The sequence below is a fragment of the Psychrilyobacter sp. genome, from assembly GCF_037132775.1.
Taxonomy (GTDB): domain Bacteria; phylum Fusobacteriota; class Fusobacteriia; order Fusobacteriales; family Fusobacteriaceae; genus Psychrilyobacter.
This window is the reverse complement of record NZ_JBAHZY010000070.1, coordinates 1-5,432: the sequence shown is the minus strand read 5'-3', so window position 1 is coordinate 5,432 and position 5,432 is coordinate 1. Positions and strand designations below refer to the sequence as shown.

The 5,432-nt window shown below is 33.2% G+C and carries 7 protein-coding genes and 2 pseudogenes; all 9 read right to left on the bottom strand.

What is annotated here, in order from left to right:
- Window positions 1–444: pseudogene (locus V5784_RS04720) on the bottom strand (hypothetical protein); the annotation flags it as partial.
- Complete coding sequence (locus V5784_RS04715; protein WP_336887893.1) at window positions 437–1,042, bottom strand: phage tail protein I; 606 nt, start codon at window positions 1,040–1,042, stop codon at window positions 437–439. The gene V5784_RS04715 and the pseudogene V5784_RS04720, both read right to left, overlap by 8 nt.
- A complete protein-coding gene (locus V5784_RS04710; RefSeq protein WP_336887892.1) occupies window positions 1,035–2,132 on the bottom strand; it encodes a baseplate J/gp47 family protein in 1,098 nt (365 codons plus the stop codon). Before V5784_RS04710 ends, V5784_RS04715 begins: the two co-directional genes overlap by 8 nt.
- Window positions 2,125–2,421 (bottom strand): hypothetical protein, encoded by a 297-nt coding sequence (locus V5784_RS04705; protein ID WP_336887891.1) that lies wholly within the window; start codon window positions 2,419–2,421, stop codon window positions 2,125–2,127. Before V5784_RS04705 ends, V5784_RS04710 begins: the two co-directional genes overlap by 8 nt.
- Entirely contained in the window at window positions 2,418–2,918 is a 501-nt protein-coding gene (locus V5784_RS04700; RefSeq protein ID WP_336887890.1) for a phage tail protein, read from the bottom strand. The genes V5784_RS04705 and V5784_RS04700 overlap by 4 nt, the downstream gene beginning before the upstream one ends.
- Before the next feature lie 9 nt (window positions 2,919–2,927).
- Window positions 2,928–3,443 carry a phage baseplate assembly protein V gene (locus V5784_RS04695; protein ID WP_336887889.1) on the bottom strand — a complete coding sequence of 172 codons (516 nt, stop codon included), beginning with the start codon at window positions 3,441–3,443 and terminating at the stop codon, window positions 2,928–2,930.
- Window positions 3,443–4,477 (bottom strand): hypothetical protein, encoded by a 1,035-nt coding sequence (locus V5784_RS04690; protein WP_336887888.1) that lies wholly within the window; start codon window positions 4,475–4,477, stop codon window positions 3,443–3,445. The genes V5784_RS04695 and V5784_RS04690 overlap by 1 nt, the downstream gene beginning before the upstream one ends.
- 2 nt (window positions 4,478–4,479) lie before the next feature.
- Window positions 4,480–4,689 carry a tail protein X gene (locus V5784_RS04685; protein WP_336887887.1) on the bottom strand — a complete coding sequence of 70 codons (210 nt, stop codon included), beginning with the start codon at window positions 4,687–4,689 and terminating at the stop codon, window positions 4,480–4,482.
- Window positions 4,682–5,432 (bottom strand): annotated as a pseudogene (locus V5784_RS04680) (hypothetical protein); the annotation flags it as partial. The gene V5784_RS04685 and the pseudogene V5784_RS04680, both read right to left, overlap by 8 nt.

Below are 5,432 nucleotides of genomic sequence, written 5' to 3'. Positions count from 1 at the left end.
GACATTACTTTGATCTATAACTGCATTAACAGTCCCTGCATTTGAGATATATGTGATGATATCTTCAACCCTTTCTAATATTCCACTAGATTCCCTTGGAATAAGATCAGGGGTATCTGTATCACAGTAGGAATAAAGCACCTCTATACCATCTTCACCCCTGGCAAAAAGTCCTATTTCTCTTAAATAAGTATCTTCTGATACCCCACTATTATTAAAGGCTACTCTTACTCTATAACTGCCTGCTTCTAAAATAGTTGTACTTGTAATACTTACAGTTTTAAAAATTTCTATAAGAGATACTAAATCTTCTTTATTTGTTCCTTCAGGAATAATTCCTTTCCCTATTTCTACCTTGGTAAAAACCATTACTTCTCCCAAAATAGCTCTGGATAATAATTCCTTACCTTTATTTGTAAGTATTGTTCCTATATATTTAGCCATTTATTCCTCCTAAATACTCTTCAAAATTTGAAGCTACATTGGGGTCAAGTGGGATTTTCTCAAAAACAGATGAATGATACAGTGTAGAATGGTAGTTTGTCCCTTCCCACTGGCTGCTTACTATTATCCCATCTAAAGAACTTCTCTCATTTTTTGTTATATTAATTGATTTATATAATTTTTCTAATTTTTCGCCTGTTGGGGCGGTTTCTCCTACAACTTTAAAATGGTATGGATCTCCACCATATTGATACCATTCTAGTAATTCAAAATCACCATGAATATTTTTAATTGTTTTTTCGACTGCATATCTTGTCCCTTTGGTTTTCCTAACAATATATGCGGTTTCTACTAAATCAGCTTTAATGTCTTTAGGTAGAGTTTGCTCATACCCCTCGACCCTCCATTGGTAAGCTAATTCATCTAAAATAGGTTCATCTAATATTTTGAAATCTCCATAGAGAAAAAGATCATTTTCCTTGGTGTTAATTAGATCTAATTCTTCCTGGATAACTTGGATCAAGAATTTTATTTCTTTATCTTCCTGAAGGAAATTAGGAAGAAGCCTTAAAAGAGAAATATCAGCTATTTTAATCATCTTCTACTCCTCCATAAACAGGATTGACATTAATTTCTTTAGCTACTTCAAATTCTTCTACTACTGTAAATTTTGGATTAATTATTTCTACCCTTTTAGCTCCTGCCTTTCTTACTAAATATATTAATTCAGTAGGAGTAATATCTCTTTTCAGAGCTCCTTTCTGCCAAGCTACATAATTATCAACGGCTTCTTGAACCTTCTCCTGGATCTCATTAACAAGCCCTATGTTGCTATTAGAAATATAGTAAGTAAAATCAATATCATAGCTAATTTGTGTAGGTTTATTAACTAATAAATTATCTGTTAATGGTCTTCTTTTGTCGTCATTGCAGACAGCCAAAACATCAGCCAATACACTATCAGTAGGAAGAACCCCATCTTTCATCAGAGGAGTTATCCGGATTGTTCCTGGTGTAGTCATTTTTACATTTACATCTATAATCTCTTGACTTGCTGTCTTAGCCCAATAGATATATCCGTCACCTGGTCCCGCAGTTGAAAACTTACTAGGTGCTATCCTTATTCTTTCCTTTAAACTAGCATCTGATTCAACCTCTGCTCCTCCTTGGGATATTTCAATATTAGTTACTGATTTAAAAAATGGGAAAGGATCTACTATTTTGTTGATTTCTCCAGGTAAATAATTATTCCCAACGACCCCTTCTTCAGTGCAATATGCAATGATTTCTTTAGTAGTTTCTCCTTGTTGGAATTCAAAATATGGTGTTAAGAAATACAGATTATCCCCTGGTGTAACCCTTACCGGATTAACTCCTAAAAGGTGTTCTTTTGCCTCTTCTATCTCAAAATTTAAAAGTACACTCGCTTTTTTAGTCCCTAATCTTTCTGTATCGGTAAAATATCCCATTTCAGTAGCATAGTCTCCCTTTGTATACCTCAGAAGGTTCATCTTGAGTCCTTCATTGGTAGTCTCATTTCTAATAAATAAACCATAAGCTACTGCCTGTAGGAGCCATCTTCTTTCATCTGCTAATCCTAAAGAAATACCGCTTATCTCCTCATGTTTATTTATCATTCTAGCTAAGATATCTTCAGCACTGTCATCATGTATATTTAGATCATTCAATTATACTCACCTCCACAACAGGATTTAAGAGCCCATCTTCACCATCCCCTTTATATGTAATATCATGAACCTTCAACCTTGGTTCATACTTTTTAAATTGCTCTTTTATGTCAAATATGGATATATTCTTATGTGATGGGGAATCTATTATGTCGCCGTTTATACCAATTTCTCTTCCTAAGACAACTTCGCCAATCATAACAGCCAATATATTACGTCCATTTTGAAGTATTCTTTCTGTCCCTATAGCATTTAGATTTATATTATTTGAACTTAATTCATAGGTCATCTTTCTATCGCCCCTTGATTAAAATCTTTATGTATTATTTTCTTTTTCGTAGCTTGTTTTTTCTTAGTTATAATTTCTATATTTTCATAAATGACTTTTGTATATTCTGCGAGAGACAAAGAAACGTCTAAATTCCTAACTAGCCCATCATTTGTTATATATTCATACCCATAATTGCAAGAAGTTATAACAAACTCCCCATTTCCAATAGGTTTATTTCCTAGTAAAAATTTTAAAACTTCTCCTGCGTTTTTATATGAATCTAATTTTTTCGCCATTTTAAGTGGGTTTACCCCAAAATCACTCCTAAGAATGATTTTTAGACTGACTATATCATTTTCTAAATCTATGAACTCAAGAGCCGGTTTTAAACCTCTTCTTTTGTGTTCCTCATAATTAGCTCCACTATTTAATTTTAAATCAGAAAAATTTAATATTTTATTGTTTGTCCCATCGAATGAAACTTTAAATTTTATATCTCCTAATATTCCAATCATATTGCCTCCTTAATGCAGATTATTGATATGATCATTATAAGATCCCTTATCTGCGACAACATCAGCACAATTGATTTTATGATCAAAATTGCTTTCACTAGCTGTTACATTAAATGAATCAGCCTCGATATTTACTTCTTGACCTTTAATGTTAACTACTACCCCACTTGAAATGTTAACTTCTCCTACACAATCTACTTCTAATACACTTGTTTCCATATTGTATTTAATCTTTGTACCATCTGGAAATAATATGTATTTCATTTCCCCTGTATCAGGTGGTAAATTTTTCCCACTGTAATAACTTCCTAATACAAACCCAACAGTAGGGGCATGAGGAAGAAATACACACACCACATCTTCCCCTACATTTGGTAAAGAATAATCTTTTTCTTTACTTGTATGATCTGATAAGACTTTCAATTCTTTGGATATTATCCCTGGAGAATCGTCAAATTCTACACTTACACTCACTTCTTTATAATTTATAGATGATACCTTCCCAGTTCTTAAAAATCTAAACATTAGAAATTCACCTTCTTTCTTATTTCAAAATTACATTTATATCCTGGATCTATTGTATGGGTAACAGAAGTAATCAGGTAAATATCATCATAAATACCAAATCCAGTTACTTTAACAGTGTTCCCTGCCAAATAACTTGGATCTCCCATATCAGATACTTTTATTTTAGTTTCATTTTTATTTTTATCCCTAAGCATATTTTTTGCTTTCCCCACCAAAAAGCTTTCTTTTTCTTCTTTTGTAGTCCCTGTTACAGATGTATCAATATTTTCATACATTATTTTCCCTGTTTTTATACCATAGAGTTCACTCTCAGGGGCTTCGAATTTCCCCTCTAAGAGTTCTCCTAATGCAGGGTCATAGAATGTCACCTCACAACCATCATATCGGTCTATGTCTTCACATTGAAGTTCGTAATTAATAAGATCTGACTTATCTAGGTGAATAAGAGGTTCTTTATTTTCATACTCATCTTCTTGAAAAATTATTATTTTTTCAAGAGATATTTTTAATGAAGCCCCATTTTCTTTGCAAATTCTAGACAGCAACTGTAAATCTGATTCTTTTACTTGTTCCACCTGGCTATAGATAGAAATATCTTTGCAGTCATAGAAGAGTTCCATAGAAGCGTCATTAGCTATATCTTGAGCAATTCTTTTAAGGGAAATGTTGTGCCAAATTTTATCTTTTTTTACACCTTTAATGTCTTTACTTATGTCTATAGAAATAGCAGATATTTTTATGGTGTCAGGAACCCCTGAAAAGGCGATATCATCGATGCTGAAAACCCCACACTTTAAAATTCTATTATCTCCTTCTTTTTTCCAATTAATTACCCCAATCTCTACTTCTAATTTGTCACCCTTTAGAATAACCCATTCTTTTATCCATTTATCCCCCAACAAACTAAGACTTATGGTATCTCCTTTATCTAGGTTATCAGTGTATGTAAAACTCTTTAAATAAGCTGAGATATCCCCAGTGATATCAGTTCCAGCATATTTTACTTTGATATAACTCCTTCTTGATTCCATAATTACCTCCAAGGAGGAGTGATAGAGTTATCAATACTTGATATATCTGGACATATTAGTTCTACCCCACCACTGAATACAACCATATTCATATATTTAGGGTTAGCCCGGATAAGTTCTTTAGAATATTTATCTGATCCATATACTTTAAAACTAATCCCATCCCACATATCACCTTGAATAGTTGTATAAATATCTACTTCTCTATCCAAAACTCGTCCTCCTCTCAGTTTTTGTCATTCCACTTATAGCTTTTTGAACCTCATTTTTTATAAGATCTCTTAAAGGTCCGCTTTCTTTTCTCAATGCCTCTATTATTCCTTCAGTGTTTCCACCTTGAATTACAGGTTTAAAGTCTATTTTTATTTCTATCTGGTTAATATTGCTACTACTATTACTCCCAAGTAACCCCATTTTTTCCCCGGCACTTTTCCATAACCCTCTAGATCTAGCACTGCCATCATGTGGTATTATTGACTCAGGAGTTCTCCCATCTCCTACTATTGCCATGTGAGGGTTATTTACCACTCCGCCTTTGGCATATGCAGGAATTGATAGTGAACTACCTTGGGCTTTGCTCATTTGGTTGTATTTGCTTTGACCCTTTTCTGCTATAGAAATCCCAGATCCTTTAGATTTACTCATTTGATCAGGAGAGATATCTTTTCCATCAGTAAATTTTTTATACCAATGATATAATGTCTGTAAAGCATCTATTGCTACAAGTATAGGGGAAACCATCCCATAGAAAATTCTTGCTATTGGATTATCTTTGTAAGCTTCCCACAATGCCAAAGTTTTAGCTTTTATCTTATCAAAATTTTTATAAACTACTATCCCAATTCCGACTAATGCAACTAATCCCCCAACTACTAAACCAATAGGATTAGCCATTAAAACCGTATTGTATGCAGCTTGTATTGCAATTTGCGACTTAGTGATTGTTGCAGCGAAT